The organism is Acinetobacter sp. DSM 11652 (genome assembly GCF_900109815.1).
Lineage (GTDB): Bacteria > Pseudomonadota > Gammaproteobacteria > Pseudomonadales > Moraxellaceae > Acinetobacter.
This window is the reverse complement of sequence record NZ_FOBK01000003.1, coordinates 1-17,427: the sequence shown is the minus strand read 5'-3', so window position 1 is coordinate 17,427 and position 17,427 is coordinate 1. Positions and strand designations below refer to the sequence as shown.

18 protein-coding genes and 4 tRNA genes are annotated in these 17,427 nt (G+C 39.2%); 20 read left to right on the top strand and 2 right to left on the bottom strand.

The window, feature by feature from the left end; all coding sequences use genetic code 11:
- The first annotated feature begins 165 nt into the window (after window positions 1-165).
- Window positions 166-633 (top strand): hypothetical protein, encoded by a 468-nt coding sequence (locus BMW42_RS03715; protein ID WP_092766462.1) that lies wholly within the window; start codon window positions 166-168, stop codon window positions 631-633.
- A 215-nt stretch (window positions 634-848) separates the two neighbouring features.
- On the opposite strand, the gene BMW42_RS03710 is transcribed toward BMW42_RS03715, so the two are convergent.
- Entirely contained in the window at window positions 849-1,118 is a 270-nt protein-coding gene (locus BMW42_RS03710) for an oxidative damage protection protein (protein ID WP_035267550.1), read from the bottom strand.
- A 28-nt stretch (window positions 1,119-1,146) separates the two neighbouring features.
- Window positions 1,147-2,577 carry an argininosuccinate lyase gene (gene argH / locus BMW42_RS03705; protein WP_051586571.1) on the bottom strand — a complete coding sequence of 477 codons (1,431 nt, stop codon included), beginning with the start codon at window positions 2,575-2,577 and terminating at the stop codon, window positions 1,147-1,149.
- Here argH and BMW42_RS03700 point away from each other — a divergent pair.
- The 19 genes from BMW42_RS03700 to BMW42_RS03610 all read left to right on the top strand — a co-directional run.
- Window positions 2,568-3,722: a sensor histidine kinase gene (locus tag BMW42_RS03700; RefSeq protein ID WP_092766461.1), complete on the top strand. Its 1,155-nt coding sequence runs from the start codon at window positions 2,568-2,570 to the stop codon at window positions 3,720-3,722. The genes argH and BMW42_RS03700 overlap by 10 nt on opposite strands.
- A gap of 52 nt (window positions 3,723-3,774) precedes the next feature.
- Window positions 3,775-4,512: a LytR/AlgR family response regulator transcription factor gene (locus BMW42_RS03695; RefSeq protein WP_092766460.1), complete on the top strand. Its 738-nt coding sequence runs from the start codon at window positions 3,775-3,777 to the stop codon at window positions 4,510-4,512.
- Between the two features lie 95 nt (window positions 4,513-4,607).
- Window positions 4,608-5,528 (top strand): hydroxymethylbilane synthase, encoded by a 921-nt coding sequence (gene hemC, locus BMW42_RS03690; RefSeq protein WP_035267604.1) that lies wholly within the window; start codon window positions 4,608-4,610, stop codon window positions 5,526-5,528.
- Between the two features lie 9 nt (window positions 5,529-5,537).
- Window positions 5,538-6,320 (top strand): uroporphyrinogen-III synthase, encoded by a 783-nt coding sequence (locus BMW42_RS03685; RefSeq protein ID WP_092766459.1) that lies wholly within the window; start codon window positions 5,538-5,540, stop codon window positions 6,318-6,320.
- Complete coding sequence (locus tag BMW42_RS03680; protein ID WP_092766458.1) at window positions 6,317-7,156, top strand: hypothetical protein; 840 nt, start codon at window positions 6,317-6,319, stop codon at window positions 7,154-7,156. The genes BMW42_RS03685 and BMW42_RS03680 overlap by 4 nt, the downstream gene beginning before the upstream one ends.
- Before the next feature lie 2 nt (window positions 7,157-7,158).
- A complete protein-coding gene (locus BMW42_RS03675) occupies window positions 7,159-8,352 on the top strand; it encodes a hypothetical protein (protein ID WP_092766457.1) in 1,194 nt (397 codons plus the stop codon).
- 9 nt (window positions 8,353-8,361) lie between these two features.
- A complete protein-coding gene (locus BMW42_RS03670; protein WP_035267539.1) occupies window positions 8,362-8,778 on the top strand; it encodes an acyl-CoA thioesterase in 417 nt (138 codons plus the stop codon).
- A 126-nt stretch (window positions 8,779-8,904) separates the two neighbouring features.
- Window positions 8,905-9,228, top strand: a complete 324-nt coding sequence (locus tag BMW42_RS03665; RefSeq protein ID WP_092766620.1) for an H-NS histone family protein — start codon at window positions 8,905-8,907, stop codon at window positions 9,226-9,228.
- 166 nt (window positions 9,229-9,394) lie between these two features.
- The gene (gene gspN / locus BMW42_RS03660) at window positions 9,395-10,138 is read left to right on the top strand and encodes a type II secretion system protein N (protein WP_092766456.1); all 744 of its coding nucleotides are present in this window, start codon (window positions 9,395-9,397) and stop codon (window positions 10,136-10,138) included.
- Window positions 10,138-10,974: a type II secretion system protein N gene (locus BMW42_RS03655; protein ID WP_092766455.1), complete on the top strand. Its 837-nt coding sequence runs from the start codon at window positions 10,138-10,140 to the stop codon at window positions 10,972-10,974. Before gspN ends, BMW42_RS03655 begins: the two co-directional genes overlap by 1 nt.
- A gap of 42 nt (window positions 10,975-11,016) precedes the next feature.
- Window positions 11,017-13,404, top strand: a complete 2,388-nt coding sequence (gene gspD, locus BMW42_RS03650) for a type II secretion system secretin GspD (RefSeq protein ID WP_416224314.1) — start codon at window positions 11,017-11,019, stop codon at window positions 13,402-13,404.
- 69 nt (window positions 13,405-13,473) lie between these two features.
- Entirely contained in the window at window positions 13,474-14,148 is a 675-nt protein-coding gene (locus tag BMW42_RS03645) for an FHA domain-containing protein (RefSeq protein ID WP_092766454.1), read from the top strand.
- 58 nt (window positions 14,149-14,206) lie between these two features.
- Window positions 14,207-14,878 carry an HAD-IA family hydrolase gene (locus BMW42_RS03640; protein ID WP_035270445.1) on the top strand — a complete coding sequence of 224 codons (672 nt, stop codon included), beginning with the start codon at window positions 14,207-14,209 and terminating at the stop codon, window positions 14,876-14,878.
- 117 nt (window positions 14,879-14,995) lie between these two features.
- On the top strand, window positions 14,996-16,489 hold the full coding sequence (trpE, locus tag BMW42_RS03635; protein WP_092766453.1) for an anthranilate synthase component I: 1,494 nt from the start codon (window positions 14,996-14,998) through the stop codon (window positions 16,487-16,489).
- Window positions 16,490-16,587: 98 nt separating this feature from the next.
- Window positions 16,588-16,663: transfer RNA gene (locus BMW42_RS03630), tRNA-Thr, on the top strand.
- A gap of 53 nt (window positions 16,664-16,716) precedes the next feature.
- Window positions 16,717-16,800 (top strand) — tRNA-Tyr (locus BMW42_RS03625).
- A 34-nt stretch (window positions 16,801-16,834) separates the two neighbouring features.
- Window positions 16,835-16,910: transfer RNA gene (locus BMW42_RS03620), tRNA-Gly, on the top strand.
- A gap of 14 nt (window positions 16,911-16,924) precedes the next feature.
- A tRNA-Thr gene (locus BMW42_RS03615) sits at window positions 16,925-16,999 on the top strand.
- Window positions 17,000-17,149: 150 nt separating this feature from the next.
- A partial coding sequence (locus BMW42_RS03610) for a GTP-binding protein (RefSeq protein WP_228143078.1) occupies window positions 17,150-17,427 on the top strand: 278 nt, incomplete at its 3' end.

The following is a 17,427-nucleotide window of genomic DNA, read 5'->3' as shown; positions in this document are numbered from 1 at the left end:
CAGTCTTTTTTAGATAGGAAGATAAATATTAATAAAAAAGATTTGTCTGTGAGGTGAGTCTAACAATTCTTGTTAAGTAAATGATATTTAAGATAAATGGTAGTTGTGTTTGGCTGAAATGTTTTTAAAGATGGCTTTTATTACGTTCAGTGAGAGCGATGGGGAATGAGACAATTTAAGCAAGTTTTGTGGGGAATCTGTGCTTGGGGTCTTTCGAGTTTGAGTTGGGCGGCACATCCTAACAATGGGCATTTTAAATTACTGCCAGATGATCAGTTAAGTTTAGTCAATGCTTTAGGTATTGAGGAATCTCAAATTCGTGAAATTACATCTTTTAAATCTCAGGATTTAAACCATTTAGAAAATTTCGTGAGTGATAGAAAAAGGATTCATTATACAAAGGATGAAGAGCAACCTTTTAAAGCGCTTATGGACTTAACATCTATGAACTCTTTACAATTCAATGGACAGGTTTTGGAGCAGCGCTTTGATCTTCAAAATCGGCAGATTTACATTAAATTTGGCCCAATTCGTGTTGACCGAATGGAGATGCAGTTAAATATGGATGGAGTTTACCAATTAGGTCATATTTTAAATCCGCCACAAGCACTTCTTTCGTCAGCTACATTTTGACTCGATTGATATTTATTTGATGTCCCATAAAAAAAGAACCTCTATTACGGAGATTCTTTTGGGATTAAAGCCTGTGCACCTTCTGTGTTTTTCTTGCCTAATTTTTAAAGTAGCGCATAAAAAAGAATCCCCAAAGATGGGGATTCTTTTTAGATTAAAGCCTACGCGGACTTCGTCCTTATCTTACGTAAAAAAGAAAAGCAGTGCTTTCTTTTTTACTCAGGCTTTAGGCCTTCAGCTTTTTCTAAAGTTTCATCATTGTTGAAGAACTTTTCACGTTGTTCTTCAAGAAATTTTTTTGCATCAGCTTCAAAGACATTTAAACGTTTTTCATTGATTAAAGTAGTTTGATGCTTCAACCATTCGCCCCATGCTTGCTTAGAAACACTATCAAATAGTTCCTGACCTTTAGGGCCAGGGAATGGTGCAAAATCCAAACCTTCCATTTCTTTTTGATACTTACGGCAAAATACTTGGCGAGACATATCAATACTCCAAAAATATAATCAGAAATTAAGCGTAAAGAGCTTCTAAACGCGCATGAGCACGCTCAATTGCTGCTTCAACTTGAGCTGGTGCTGTTCCACCGATGTGGTTACGTGCATTGACTGAAGCTTCTAAAGTTAAAGCTTTTTCAAAGACGTCAGCTTGAATTAAATCAGAGAATTGTTGAAGTTGTTCAAGCGTAAGTTCTGATAAATCCTTACCTTCTTGTACGCCAAGCGCAACTGCTTTACCGACGATTTCATGTGCATCGCGGAATGCAACACCATTTTTTACCAAGTAATCAGCAAGGTCAGTTGCTGTTGAGAAACCACGCAGCGCTGCTTCGCGCATTTCAGGAATATTTGGAACAAGTGCAGGAATCATGTCTGCGAAAGCCATCAAAGAGCCACGAACTGTATCGATAGCATCAAATAGTGGTTCTTTATCTTCTTGATTGTCTTTGTTATATGCCAAAGGTTGACCTTTCATGAGGGTAAGTAGACTCATTAAGTCACCATATACACGGCCTGTTTTACCACGAACAAGTTCAGGTACATCAGGATTTTTCTTCTGAGGCATAATCGAAGAGCCTGTGCAGAAGCGGTCAGGAATATTCACAAACTTGAATTGTGCAGATGTCCAAAGAATTAATTCTTCAGACATACGAGATAAGTGCATCATGATGAGTGATGCCGCAGCATTAAACTCAATACCAAAATCACGATCAGATACAGCATCTAATGAGTTTTCTGCAACTGCTTCAAATCCTAAAAGTTCTGCTGTATAAGCACGATCGATTGGATAAGTGGTACCTGCAAGCGCAGCAGAACCTAAAGGCATACGATTCACGCGTTTACGGCAGTCAATCAAACGTTCTGAGTCACGTACCAGCATTTCAAACCATGCCATTAAATGATGTCCAAACGTCACAGGCTGTGCAGTTTGAAGATGTGTAAAGCCTGGCATGATTGTATTAGTATTTTTAGCAGCCAAGCCTAGAATGCCTTTTTGTAGTTTGTGTAATAACCCTAAGATGGCATCAATTTCATCACGTACATACAAACGAATATCCGTTGCTACTTGGTCATTACGGCTACGACCTGTATGTAATTTCTTACCTGTAATCCCAATACGTTGTGTTAATCGAGATTCAATGTTCATGTGAACATCTTCTAAATCAATACGCCATTCGAAGTTGCCAGCTTCAATGTCCGCTTTAATTGCGGTTAAGCCTGCGATGATGTCATCACGCTCTTGTTCAGTGAGTACACCGACTTTTGCCAACATCGTTGCATGTGCGATTGAACCTGCAATATCTTGTTTATAAAAGCGTTGGTCAAATTGAACAGATGCTGTAAATTCAGCGACAAAGGCATCAGTTGCTTCGGAAAAACGACCGCCCCACATACCTGAAGTTTGGGCTTGTGACGGATTAGAGGAATTAGAAGATGTGGTCATGTCGGCTCAGTAAAAGAAAAAGCAGTAATTTTGCATCAAGTATAACAAATTCAAATCAAGATGCCGAAGTCTTGCCTATGGATAATTCTTCAAAAGATAAACAAGAATTTATCGACGCCAATTTCTTTGTACGTATTGGACAATGGCAATATTTTGCAGAGCTGTTTATTGCCAGTATTTTTTTGGCGTTATTGCTGTGCCTAGCAGAGTCACAGTCTTGGTCAAATTTACAGACATCACAGGTGATCAGGTATGTGCTTTATATCAATTGGGTGGTATTGGTCTTTATCGCCGTAATTGATTTATTTAGGGGGTTTTGGCAAAAACTAACCACTTGGCAGTCTGCGATTTATACATTTGTACTATTAGAACTCATCATCCTGTTCACTACTTGTAGTTTGAATTTTCTGTTTTTTTGGGGAAGTAACTTTTCTTTACAAAAATTTTCATGGTTACTTTTATTTGATCATGTGATTTTACATATGAGCTATGGCGTATTGTTGATCACTTTTTGTTTACGATATATCTATGTTCGGGGTGAGTGGTTAAAGCAGCAACAAGGTGAATTGAATGCTCGAATTCAAGCCATGCAAGCAAGAATACATCCACACTTTCTTTTTAATAGTTTAAATAGTGTGGTGAGTCTGATTGGGAGTGATCCAGATAAAGCAGAGCAAATGCTCATCGATCTTTCAAGGCTGTTTAGAGCAAGCTTTCAAGAGCTTAAAATTGTCACATTAAAAGAAGAAATCCAATTGTGTGAACATTATTTGGCGGTTGAAAAGCTAAGGTTGGGTTCGAGATTAAATGTGGAATGGAATATCTTGCAACCAGAGCAGTTGGGCCAAGCAAGTATCCCTTTTTTAACTTTACAGCCTTTAATTGAGAATAGTATCTTTCATGGGGTGGAGAAAAAGTTAATTGATGCAAAGATTGTCATATTGGTTGAAATATTACAAAATCAAGTCACTATAGTCATTACTAACCCTTATATAGCCGATAAAATGGCCAATAGGGAGGGGAATGGTATTGCGATAGAAAACGTGAAACAGCGTTTGAAAGCACATTATGGGTATACGGTACAGTTTAGGAGTCATGCAGGTAATGGAATTTACACGACTGTAGTCCAGTACCAATATAAATAAAATCAAGTTAATACATTAAAATAAGCAACGTTAACTTGAGCAAGGAGGAACAATGGACATCCTAATTTGTGATGATGAGCCACTCGCGGTTGAGCGCTTATCTCGCTTGGTCACTCAATTGGGGCATCAAGTTGTTGCAACTGCGCACCATGGAAAAGAAGCTTTGACCTTAGTGCAACAATATGAGCCTGATGTAATTTTACTTGACATCCAAATGCCTGAAATGGATGGTTTGACATGTGCTCAGCATCTTTCACAGCTAAACCCAATGCCCGCTATTGTTTTTTGCACGGCCTATGATGAGCATGCTTTGACTGCTATTCAGGCACAAGCGAAAGGCTATTTATTAAAACCGATTATCAAATCAGAATTAGAAAATACACTCAATAATTTAACTAAACTTACTCAAGCTCAAATGTCGAATATAGAACAAAAAGAAAATATGGAAGAAAAACATCAACGTCAGCAAATCGCTGCGAAAACGTATCGTGGTCTTGAACTCATTCCTATCGAAAATGTTTACTATTTTCTAGCTGATCAGAAATACGTAACAGTACGACACAAAAACGGCAGTGTGTTGATTGATGAGACTTTAAAAGATCTAGAGCGTGAGTTTTCAAATAAATTTATACGAATTCATCGAAATGCGCTGATTGCATTGGATTATTTGGATGGATTGGAGTTGGTTGCTTCAGGTCAGTATCAAGTTCGTTGTCGTGAACTTGAAGAGAAATTGGCGGTCAGTCGCCGTCACTTACCTTTGCTTAGAGAAAGAATGCAAAATATTTAGTTGCCTAAAATTATAGTGATTGCCGAACAATTTACTTGCAATTTTGGGACAGCAGGGTAAGTTTAGGATGTCTAAAGTTTGGCAGCATTAAAATGATCAAAACCTTAAAAATTGCAACTCGTCAAAGTCCATTGGCTTTATGGCAGGCGGAGCATATTCGTGAGCGACTTGAGACCCTACATGCTGGTCTAAAAGTTGAGTTGGTGACGTTTGTGACCCAAGGTGATAAAATTTTAGACACTCCTTTAGCCAAGATTGGTGGAAAAGGTTTATTTGTTAAAGAGCTTGAGGCTGCATTACTTGATGGTCGTGCAGATCTGGCTGTCCATTCTATGAAAGATGTGCCGATGGCGCTCCCAGAAGGATTAAGTCTTGCTGTGATTTGCGAGCGAGAAGATCCTTTAGATGCTTTTGTTTCGAATACTTATAATAAGTTTGAAGATTTGCCCCTCGGAGCCAAAGTGGGAACTTCAAGTTTGCGTCGTAAATGTCAAATTTTAAAAGCTCGTCCAGATCTTGAGATTATAGATTTACGTGGAAATGTAGGCACGCGACTATCTAAGCTTGATTCGGGGCTTTACGATGCCATCATTTTGGCAAGCGCAGGTTTAAAGCGTTTAGGTTTAGCACAGCGTATTCGACACACGCTGGATACACAGACGAGTTTGCCCGCAGTTGGCCAAGGCGCATTAGGTCTTGAGTGTCGAGGTGACGATGCACGCGTATTAGAGTTGATTCGACCTTTATTACATGCAGAAACTGATGCGTGTGTTCGTGCAGAACGGGCATTTAATGCTTATTTGGAAGGTGGGTGTCAGGTACCGATTGCGGGATATGCGACTTTAAATGATCAACAGATTCAATTAGAGGGGCGCGTTGGCAGTGTGGATGGTCAAACATTATTGGTTGCTAAAGTAGAAGGTCCAGTTGAAAAAGCTGAAACGTTGGGTGTTTCACTAGCAAAAGCTTTGATTGACCAAGGTGCTGCTGATTTATTAAAAGCACTGTATAAATAAAAAAATGAAATGAAGTTTATCAATACTCGACCTGCAGATCGTGCTAAGCCTCTCAATGAGGCACTGGTACGTGCAGGATATGAGCCTATCGAGCTATCTGTACTAGAGTTGGCTGCTGTTCATTGGAGTGATGAACTTGATCAGCTCTTTCAGCAATTAATTTCAGCACAAGTGATTGTGGTCGTCAGTCCAACAGCCGTTGAAGTTGGCATGCAGTTTCTCGAAAAATCGGGACTTAGATTGACCGATTTAAATCATATCAAATGGATTGCAGTTGGCCGGAAAACAGCTGAAGCTCTAAGTCGATATGGTGTTAAAAGTTTAGTTCCAGATGTTGAAACATCTGAAGGAATGTTAAGTCTTCCGGTTTTAACACAAAATGCTGATCTCAAACGTATTGCGTTTTGGCGGGGAGAAGGTGGCCGTCAGTTCATGATGCAGCAGTGTCGTACTGCTAAAATTGAAGTACTTAATTTTGTTTTATACTCCCGCTACTGCCCAAGTGATGCTCAAGATAAATTTAAACATCTACTTGAAGCATTCAATGCAAATCCACAACCTTATGCTGTATTGATTAGTAGTGAAGCCAGTTGGAAAAATTGGCTGAGTTTATGCAAAAATTATCCTGTATTTATGCAACACGGTCATTACTTGGTTTTAGCGGATCGGTTATATCAGATCGTGTGTATGTATCAACAGACCTCAAATACTAAATTTCAAATCACTCAAATTGCGGACTTAATGCCAAATACGATTTTGTCGCAGCTTGAAAGTGAACATAGGCACTCATGAAGAAAATTTTATATCTATTCATTTTAGGCTTAATCATTTGGTTGATTAAACTCAGCTATGATCATTTTTCATTACAAGAAAAAGTTGAGTTGCAACAACAAACTCAACATAAATCAGAGCAATTAGTGGCAAGTTTGAATGATCAGTTGGTAGCAATTCAGCGCTCAAATCAGCAGGTTTCGTCTCAATCCAATCCACCTCAGCAAAACAATAATCAACAAGAAATTCAATCTGAAATCAATCCAATCAAACTCTTAAGTCAAAAATTAGAGCTAATTCAATTTGCCTTAGATCAACATGAGTTTGTATATGCACTTGAGCAACTCAATCAACTGGATCAACTGGTTGAGCGCTTGGCTTTGGCAGATACATTGCAGGTTTCAATGCATCGAGCTGTTGAGCATGATCAAAAAATGATTCAACAATATGTTGTGGCAAAAAATATTCAAATTGCTCAGTTAGGTGACTTGCTTGAAAATATTGATGCAAATTTGAAAAATGAACAACAAGTACAGCAACTCACGAGTGATAACTCTTCGCAATCCTCATGGTTTGAGCGTGTATTCAAAGTTGAACGCGTTGATGAACAGATGCCGGTATTACTTAATCGAAGATTAGTTTTAAAAGAAGTTCAATTGAGAGTGTTATTTGCTCAAAGAGCACTACAACAAGGACAATACATTGATTATCAAAATGCACTGACCTCAATTATCGATGAACTGGATCAACTGCCTGATGCTGCGGCAATCAAAATAAAAAATAAAGCGAAACATCTCAAACAAGCACAACTTTTACCTGTCCCTAAATTGAACAGTAAAGCAATTTTAGAGGGCTAATCATGAAACATATTTTTATAGTTTACGCATTAGTTGGTTTAATGATATTAGCCGTGTTAAGTGTGCTGAGTTATCAAGAAGGGCCAGGTTATATTTACATGCTTTGGCACGGTATTCAGATTCAAACGAACCTCTGGTTTGTTTCATTTTTTCTTCTATTCGTTGCTTTATCTCTTCATCTTTTATGGTTTTGGGTTGGAAAGATGAGATCAAGAGAGCAGCGTAAAATTCAACAAGTGACAGACTTTTCAAGGTTACATACGTATGAAAAATTAGGTGTTTTGTGGGTTTTGGAGGCCAACACAAAACAGCGAGAATATTTACAACCTGTGTTTGAGAACTCAGGATTACTCAAAGAAGTTATTCAATCTCGTATTTGGTTGAAGCAAGATCGTATTGATGATGCGTTGAGTGTTTTACAACAAAGTCCTGCAGATGCTTTTGAATTGGCTGAACTCCAGCGTATTGAAATTTATTTAGCTCAAGGGCTTCCAGATCAGGCTTTAACCCATTTGGAGTTTTTACATGGTCATATGCTGTCACCATGGTTAAAAGATCTTGAAGATGCTTATCAGCATAAGTTGAATCATCTATGGGGCAGATTTGCGATTCAATATCCATGGCATTATTTAAAATCCACGCAATATGGCCATTTAGATTTGGAACATAAAAAGAAATGGCTTTTAAAGCTACTCAATGATTTTGACAACGCTTCAAATACAGATTTAGAGCTTATTCAAATTCGGTATGCTCAAATGAGTGATCAAATTGTGTCGTCTTCATATGGTATTAAATCGTTATGGTTAAAACTTATTTCTCGCATTCCTGAGATGACTTTTGATGAAACTCAACTTTCTTTGTCTTTATTAGAAGAACGGTTCGATCAGGATATTTTTTATTTATGGTTTCAACAACAATTGTTAAAACAAAATCCTGATTATGAAATGCTTGAAAACCAGATTGATCATTTTGAAATGAAATATCCTGGATTACCGATTTTGAGTTTTTCTAAATGGCATATTTATACTGCGACTCATCGTGAACAGGATGCTGAGGCATTATTGCAATTATATCCTGATCACCCTTTAATGAACTATTTAAGAATTAAATCTGTATTAAAAGGCGATGCTGTATTAACTCAGCAATTGAACAGTGTCTTTGAGACCCATAATAAATTTATTCAATTTAAGTTATGAGAATGATGAATGAAACAAATGAATGAGTACAAAGTCATTACCCATCAAAAAGTCGCTTGGGGTGATATGGATGCTTTTGGACATGTCAATAATGTGATTTATTATCGCTATATTGAAACTGCTCGAATAGAGTATTTGAATCAATTAGAAATCTTAGCGTTAGATATTAATACTGTTGTGGCTTCAAATAGTTGTAAATATCTTAAACCAGTGTTTTATCCTGATTATTTACGCATTGGAACTAAAGTGGTTGAATTGCGTAACTCTGCCTTCAGGATGGAATATACAGTTTGGAGTGAGCAACAGAATGAAATTGTGGCAATTGCTGAGGCCGTTATAGTTTGTGTGGATAAAAATACAATGCAAAAGGTTTTGATTCCAGAGCATATTAGAGAAAAAATAATAGAAATAGACTCGGTTAATTAATGTGTTAAATTATTTGTTTTATTTATGTATATTAAATAACATGATGGATTGATTAAAATAATTTATAACAATAAGATGGCGCTTTATAAATCTAATAATGATATTGAATTTTTTGGAGTAAATGTTATGCCTGATATTAGTAATTTATCTGTTGAAGAGTTAAGAAAGTTAACTGCTGAAGCCCAAGCTTTGATCGAGTCTAAGAAAGATCAGGAAATTGAAGATGCTTATCATCAGATTACTCAAATTGCTGAATCAGTGGGTATGTCTTTAGAGCAATTCATTGAATATGGTGCACAAAAGCGTAAGAAAAGCACGCGTAAATCTGTAGAGCCTCGTTATCGTAATAAAAATAATGCTGCGGAGACTTGGACAGGGCGTGGAAAGAAGCCACGTTGGTTGGTTGCAGAGCTTGAAAAAGGTGCCAAATTAGAAGATTTCCTTATCTAATTTCACTGATTTGTCATGTAATGACACTAATATTAAAAAAACCAAGCAAATCTGCTTGGTTTTTTTATAAGTGAATTGGAGAAGTGTAAAATTTATGCATAATACCAAGATAGAAAATTTTCAAACATTTTGCGGTTAATTAGACTTAGATGTTGGTATACATGGAATGATAAAAAAATCAAAAAAAATGGTGTGGTTAAGCGTCGCTATCTTCGCTTTTTTATTATTTGTTTTTTTACAAGTTCCAGCATCGTGGCTCATTGCTAAATTTTATAAAAATAATCAAATTTTAAAAAATGTCAGTGGCAATATCTGGCAAGGTCAAGCAGATTGGCAAAAAGGAAATCTTGCAGGTTCTGTCATCTGGCAAACACGTCCTCTCGATCTGATTTTATTAAGAGCTGGTGCCAACTTAGAAATACATAGTGGTCAGACGCAACTCAACGGTGTGGTGGGTTATGGGCTTGGAAAAAAAATAATTATCAAAAATATGAATGGAAATATTGCCCCTGAAACACTCAAAACATTTGTGGATTGGCAATGGCCTCAGAATAGTATTCAGTTGAAGGATGTAGCATTTCAATTCAAACAAAACGATGGTTTTGCAAAAACCGCCGGAGAGATGCAATGGGGTGGTGGTACGCTAACTTATACCTTTGCCCAGAAACAAGAACGAATGAATATGCCATCTTTAAAAGGGCAATTTTCAGACGAAGCTGGAAAACTGCTCATTGATGTACAAGATCAGCGCGGGCAAAAAATGGCCAACCTTAGTTTAGATCCTGCATTAATGTTGGATGCACAGGTGACCCAAAGATTATTAATGAATGTGCCTTCATATGATGGTAAAGCTGGTTTGGATACCTTTGTTGTCAGTACGAGACAGCCACTGCTGAGTGGAGGCTTCTAATGAAGGGATTCCAAGATAAGTTTTCACAAATTTCATTTAAAGATTTAGATCGAATTGCTCCGCTTACTTTATTTATTCTGATTTTAATCTTAATGTGGAAGCTCGCTTCATTATTTTGGTTGGTGGTTGCACCACCGCAAGTCATGCAAGTTGAGCGAGTCGCATTAGGTTCGCAGCAACCTCCTGTTCCGAATATATCGAGTTTCTCTTTGTTTCAAGAAACAGGTGCGCAAGTGAGTGGTGCTGATGCTAATTTAGCGCTTACGTTGCAAGGGGTTGTGGTTTCGACGCCAAGTAGTCAATCTTCAGCCGTGATTAAAGTGCGAGAGGTTGCTGATCGTTATACCATTGGACAAACTTTGGAAGGAAGTTCTTACCAGCTTTCAGAAGTATATTGGGATCATGTGGTATTGAAACAGCCGAGTGGTGCGACGACTGAGTTGAGATTTACTGGAATAGAGAATCTTAATCAGCCACTGATACCTGACGCACAGCAAAATTCTGCTAATGCAACTTCGAATTCAGGTCAAACGACTACTCAAAATGCCATTGGTCAGGCAATCAATCAAATTCAAGAAAATCGTGAACAATACTTAAGTAATATGGGTGTCAACACCGATGGTGGTCAAGGTTATGAAGTCACGGATCGTACGCCTGCATTTTTGAGAAGCAAACTGGGATTAAGACCAGGCGATCGCGTTTTATCCTTGAATGGGCAATCAGTCGGTCAAGGACAAAGTGATGCGCAACTGCTAGAACAGGCTAGACGAGAAGGTAAAGTTCGCATTGAAGTAAAACGAGGTGATCAAGTGATGACCTTCCAACAAGAATTTTAAAATGTGTTAATTTGCATAAAGTATTAGGAAATATAACAAGTTATGGATTTTTTAAATCGAAATCGGTCACTTTGGGCGATGGTCGCAGTAGCACCAGTTTTGGCTGTCGCAAGTACCGCTGCGCAAGCGCAAACTTGGAAAATTAACCTGCGTGATGCAGATTTAACTGCATTTATTAATGAAGTGGCAGATATCACGGGAAAAAACTTCGCAGTTGATCCGCGGGTTCGGGGTAATGTGACGGTCATTTCAAATAAGGCTTTAAACAAAGCTGAAGTCTATGATTTGTTCTTGGGTGTGTTAAACGTTAATGGCGTTGTTGCTGTACCTGCGGGTAACACTATCCGCTTAGTCCCTGACAATAATGTAAAAAATTCAGGTGTGCCTTTTGATGCCTCTCGGAACGCACGAGGTGATCAAGTGGTCACTCGTGTCATTTGGCTGGAAAATACCAACCCCAGTGATCTAATCCCTGCGTTAAGACCACTCATGCCGCAATTTGCGCATTTGGCGGCGGTACAAGGAACAAATGCACTGATTGTTTCAGATCGTGCGAATAATATTGCACAGCTTGAAACGATTATTCGTAATTTAGATGGAACGGGACAAAACGATATTGAGGCAATTAGCTTGCAGTCTAGCCAAGCTGAAGAGCTGATTGTTTTGCTGGATTCAATGTCTTCTACGGGTGGTGCCAAAGACATTTCAGGTTCTCGAGTACGTATTATTGCAGATGCACGTACTAATCGGATTTTGATCAAGGGTGATCCAAGTACTCGTAAACGCATTCGTCAAATGATCGAAATGCTTGATGTTCCTTCAGCTGATCGCTTAGGCGGTCTAAAAGTATTTAAGCTTAAGTATGCAAGCGCAAAAAATTTGGCTGAAATTTTACAAGGTTTAGTATCTGGTCAGGCGGTGAATAGTACCAGTAATTCAAATAGTTCAAGCTCCAATTCAAGTGCTAGTAACTCATTAATTAATAATACTTCGAGTAATACGTCTTCAAATGGGAGTGTGAGTACTCCAGCGATTAATTTGAATAGTGGTTCAAATCAAAATCAACAAGACATTACGAGTTTTAATAGTAATGGCGTGAGTATTATTGCTGATGGTGCACAAAATGCATTAGTGGTAAAAGCAGATCCTCAACTCATGCGTGAAATTGAATCCGCTATTCAACAACTTGACGTGCGTCGTCAACAAATTCTCATTGAGGCTGCTATTGTTGAAGTTGAAGGAAATGACGTAGATCAATTGGGTGTTCAGTGGGCACTAGGTGACATCAGTAGTGGTATTGGTGTAATCAATTTTGATAAAGCGGGTGTGGGGCTGAGTCAATTGGCTTCTGGATTCCTTGGTAATGTAGCTACGGGTGCTGGTTTGATTGGAGCTGGTGCTTCATTGGCCTTAGGTGAATATAAAGAAGGTGCGAATGGATCACGTAAACTGTATGGCGCACTGATTCAGGCATTGAAGACCAATACTAAGTCGAACTTACTGTCTACACCATCGATTGTCACCATGGATAACGAGGAAGCTTATATCGTAGTGGGTGAGAATGTCCCATTCCAGACAGGATCTGTGACAACGACAGGTGGAACAGCAAACCCTTATACTTCAATTGAGCGTAAAGATGTTGGTGTAACATTAAAGGTCATTCCGCAAATTGGTGAAGGTGGAACAGTTCGTCTTGCTGTAGAACAAGAAGTATCCTCGGTGAAGCCAGATAGTGGTGAGGCGAAAGACTTGGTGACCACTAAGCGTGCCATAAAAACCTCGATTTTGGCTGAAAATGGTCAAACAATTGTACTGGGTGGTCTGATTTCAGATGATACTAAGTTAACGCGTCAAGGCGTCCCAGGTTTAAGCTCGATTCCTGGTTTGGGTAGACTGTTTAGAGCAGATGCAAAGAATAATGTGAAACGAAACCTACTCGTTTTTATTCATCCAACAATCGTAGGAGATACGGCTGATATTCGTAGATTGTCACAGCAACGCTATGATCGTTTATACAGTTTGCAGTTAGCACTGGATGGTGATGGGACATTTAAGAAGTTACCAGATAATGTTGATGATATCTTCCAACAGCGGTTGCCTGTATCAAGTACTCCTCAACCCGTCAAGCCTATCGTAGTGCCATCAACGCCTCAAGCAGTAGAGCCACAGGTACAGCGTTATACTGCTCCAACAGCGCAGTCTAAGCCAGTAGGGCGTGTGATTGAACGTCCAAATGTCATCGTGACTCAGGATCCTGTGGTGAAATCAACGCGAGTGCTGCCAAAGCCTGTGATTTACAATCAAGTTGCCACAACAAATACAAACAATGCCCAAGTCGTGGTGGAAACCCCTGTCGCGATTGAGCCAAAACAAGATGTGCAAAGAACACAAAATACGGTCACAACCACGACATTGAGACCATCTCGATAACATGCGTTCAATGTGAATCTCGAAAACAGCCATGTTAAAATGTCAAAACTTGAATAATGGATCGAAACTATGACTTGGAAATTACAAACAATTACTGGCGAATTTGCGGGTAAAGAAGTTGATATCGATCGAGACATGTTGGTGGGTCGTCATCAAGATGCAGATATTTTGATTCAGTCTGCAGATGTATCACGCCGTCATGCTGCTTTGTTTCTAAAAGAGCAGGTGCTCACTGTTCAAGACTTAGGTTCGTCAAATGGCACGTTTATTAACGATACAAAAGTTGCTGAAGGCGAAACTATTGTTAAAGATGGCGATATTCTGCAATTCGCTAGCCATAAATTTTCAGTTTTAGCACCTGCGCAATCTGCACAAACATTACAAGATGTTCAGCAGCCTAGCGAAGCAATCGCAACAGCTGAAATTTCTTCAAAGGTTGCAGTAGAGAAGACAGCAGCAGCTGAAATGCTTGAGCAGGGTATGCCTGATCTGAAAGAGCGAGATAGCTCAGTTCAGCTTACTCGAGATGGTATGCCTCAAAATGTAGGAATTCCTAAACCAGCGCCAATTCCTGAGGGAGTTGATGTTAATACAACTGTCAATAAGCATGAAGCGTGTGAGGTAAATATTCCTGCAGCTTGTACGGAAAAAGAGTTGGAAACTCAAAAAAATGCCAATATTGGCTTAATGGCATTATTGGTGTTAGTGATTGTGGCACTGGTTGCCTGGTTTATTTTCAACTAAGTTGCATGTGATTTTTTAAGGCATGCTTTCGCATGCCTTTTTTGTTAGGTTTAAAATAATGAATATTGCGAATTTGGAACAGCGTGACTTAATTCTTTTTGATCTGGATGGAACTTTGGTTGATTCGGCATTTGATCTATATCGTGCCATGAATATGAGTTTGAATGTATTAGAACTGCCTTTGGTCACAGAATCTCAAGTTCGAAATTGGATTGGCAAAGGGACTTCATTGTTCTGTCAGAGTGTTTTAATGCATCTGACTGGGCGTGTAGAGCCTTCTGAGCATCAACAATTATTGGATACTTTTTTAGAAATTTATAATGCCGAACCGTGCGTGGATACGCGTCCATTTCACGGCATTATCGAATTTTTAGAGTGGGGTCGAGCTCATCAAAAAAAAATGGTGTGTGTAACGAATAAGCCGGAATTACCCGCTAGAAAAATATTGGCTGAATTAAAGATGGATCACTATTTTGTGGATACGGTGGGTGGAGATCGTTTTGAGGTGAGAAAACCAGATCCTAAACCTTTGTTGCATTGTGTTGAGGCCTTTGGAACTGATCTGGACAATACCTTGATGATTGGTGACTCATCGAATGATGTAGAGGCAGCGCGCCGTGCGGGTATTGATTGTATTGTCGTAAGCTATGGTTATAATCATGGTGAAGATATTCAGTTATGTAAGCCGCAACAAGTAGTTGATGATTTAACTGTGTTGATTTCTAAATAAGTTGTAATAAACAAAGAAGGGTAGAGGAATGAATAGTTTTAATGTTTTTCGATGGCGTCTCTCAGCGCAGACCTTATAGAACATTCAATATGCATCGAAAACTACAGAGAATTCCTCATGACAACGTCAACTCAATTTCAACAACTTCAATCACAAGGTTTTAACTTAATTCCAGTTTATCGCCAACGCTTAGCTGATACTGATACTCCATTGTCAGTATTTGCACGTTTAAAACAACATCAACGAGCCTATTTATTTGAGTCTGTAGAAGGTGGTGAAAACTGGGCGCGTTATTCCATTATTGGTCTAGGTGAGTCAACCGTATTCTCTTGTAATGCAGGACAGTTAACAATTCAGAATGCTGATGGTCAAGTCGAATCGTTTGAATGCCAAGATCCTTTCCAGTATATCCGTGACTTTCAATCGCAGTTCAAAGTGCCATCAAAAGCAGAACTTCCAGATTTGCCTAACTTTACAGGGGGCTTGGTGGGCTATCTAGGTTATGACGCGGTACGTTATATTGAACCGCGCTTAAATAACGTTCCTGATGCTGATCCTGTTGGATTGCCAGATTTATGGCTCATGTTGTCTAAAACAGTTGTAGTTTTTGATAATTTAAAAGACACGCTATTTATTATCGTACATGCGGATACACAGGATGCGGATGCTTTTAATAAAGCACAAAGCCAGCTGGATGAAATTGAATCATTACTTGCCACACCGGTAAGCTTGCAGGCAAAGCCTCACACGGCCCCTCATTTTGAATCATTAACAGGTAAAGAAAAATTCTTAGAATCGATTGAAACTGTTAAAGAGTACATTCGTGCGGGTGATGTGATGCAGGTGGTTCCTGGTCATCGCATGGTATCGGACTTTGATGGTGATCCTGTACAAGTATATCGTGCATTACGTCATCTTAATCCTTCACCATATCTGTTTTTAGTACAAGGAAAGACGCTTAGTGATGAAAAGCCATTTTATATTGTGGGCTCATCACCAGAAATTTTATCGCGTTTAGAAAATGGGGTGGCGACTGTGCGCCCATTAGCCGGCACACGACCACGCGGTAAAACCAAAGAAGAAGATTTAGCGCTGGAAAAAGATTTACTTTCCGATGAGAAAGAAATCGCAGAGCACTTAATGTTGATTGATTTGGGTCGCAATGATATTGGGCGTGTATCAAAAATCGGTAAAGTGCAAGTCACTGATCAAATGGTGATCGAACGTTATTCACATGTCATGCATATTGTTTCTAATGTGCAAGGGGAAGTTGCGGAAGGCGTAGATGCTTTGGATGTTTTTAAAGCAACATTCCCTGCAGGAACACTTTCTGGGGCACCAAAAATTCGTGCTATGGAAATTATTGACGAAGTTGAGCCAGTAAAACGTGGAATTTTTGGCGGTGCTGTTGGTTATTTAGGCTGGCATGGTGAAATGGACATGTCTATCGCAATTAGAACCTGTGTTATTCGCGAAAATAAGGTTTATGTACAGGCTGGTGCGGGTCTTGTTGCAGACTCAAATCCTGATTCTGAGTGGAATGAAACCCAAATAAAAGCTCGCGCAGTGATCAAAGCGGTTGAATTATCATCAAACGGATTGATTTTGTGAGTTTTTAGGGTTTTTTTTGAAAAAAACACTTGCACGGATTTCAAGTTTTGCTAAACTGCACACCGTTCCGATACGAAACGTACGAAACACTAAGAAACGCCGGCATAGCTCAGTTGGTAGAGCAACTGACTTGTAATCAGTAGGTCCACAGTTCGAATCCGTGTGCCGGCACCATCTTAGAGGGTTTAAGTAGTCGAGTAAAGAACAACACTGAAGTAAGTGTAAATGGTGAGATTCCCGAGCGGTCAAAGGGAGCAGACTGTAACTCTGCCGCGTAAGCTTCGAAGGTTCGAATCCTTCTCTCACCACCAATTTTAAAACTTCGATCTAGTGTCTTACCAATATGCGGGAGTAGCTCAGTTGGTAGAGCGGCAGCCTTCCAAGCTGCATGTCGCGAGTTCGACCCTCGTCTCCCGCTCCATCGAAGTATTAAATGCTCTTATAGCTCAGTGGTAGAGCACTCCCTTGGTAAGGGAGAGGTCTCGAGTTCAAATCTCGATAAGAGCTCCAGATATACAGTTTAGTAGAAATTTCTACAAAGTTTTAAAGAAAGCAGGCTTATTAGTCTGCTTTTCAAGTATTTAAAGTGTCATTTTTTTTGGCGACAGGTCGATACTGAACAATCTTAGAATTGTGTTCGACGTAAACGAGGAAGATCTCATGGCTAAGGCTAAGTTTGAACGTAATAAGCCACACGTTAACGTGGGCACAATCGGTCACGTTGACCATGGTAAAACAACTTTAACTGCTGCTATCGCAACTGTATGTGCGAAGAAATTCGGTGGTGAAGCTAAAGACTACGCTGCAATCGACTCTGCACCAGAAGAAAAAGCACGTGGTATTACAATTAATACATCACACGTAGAATACGATTCTCCAACTCGTCACTACGCTCACGTAGACTGCCCGGGCCACGCCGATTATGTTAAAAACATGAT